At 37.1% G+C, this 229-nt stretch carries 1 protein-coding gene; it reads left to right on the forward strand.

All coding sequences use genetic code 11. The annotated features are described in order from the left end of the window. The coding region (locus SB765_RS34545) for a FlgK family flagellar hook-associated protein (RefSeq protein ID WP_410933147.1) at window positions 1-229 on the forward strand (229 nt) is incomplete at both ends.

A 229-nucleotide genomic window follows, 5' to 3' on the forward strand; every position in this document is an offset into this window, starting at 1 on the left:
TTTCTGAGCAAAAAGCGGTTGTTAATGAGCAATTAGAAATCTTTTCTGAAGAGGCTAATACGCTTATTGAAAGTATTAGTTCGTTGAATCAAGAGATAGCGGGTGTTCATGGTACTAACAATGAAGCCGATGCGAGTTCGGCTTATAACGAACGTGATAAAGCAATACGTGATTTATCAAAACTGATTGATATAGAAACGTTAGATGGCCCAAATGGCGAAAAACAAGT

Source organism: Pseudomonas sp. SIMBA_067 (assembly GCF_046534675.1).
Taxonomy (GTDB): Bacteria; Pseudomonadota; Gammaproteobacteria; order Pseudomonadales; family Pseudomonadaceae; genus Aquipseudomonas; species Aquipseudomonas putida.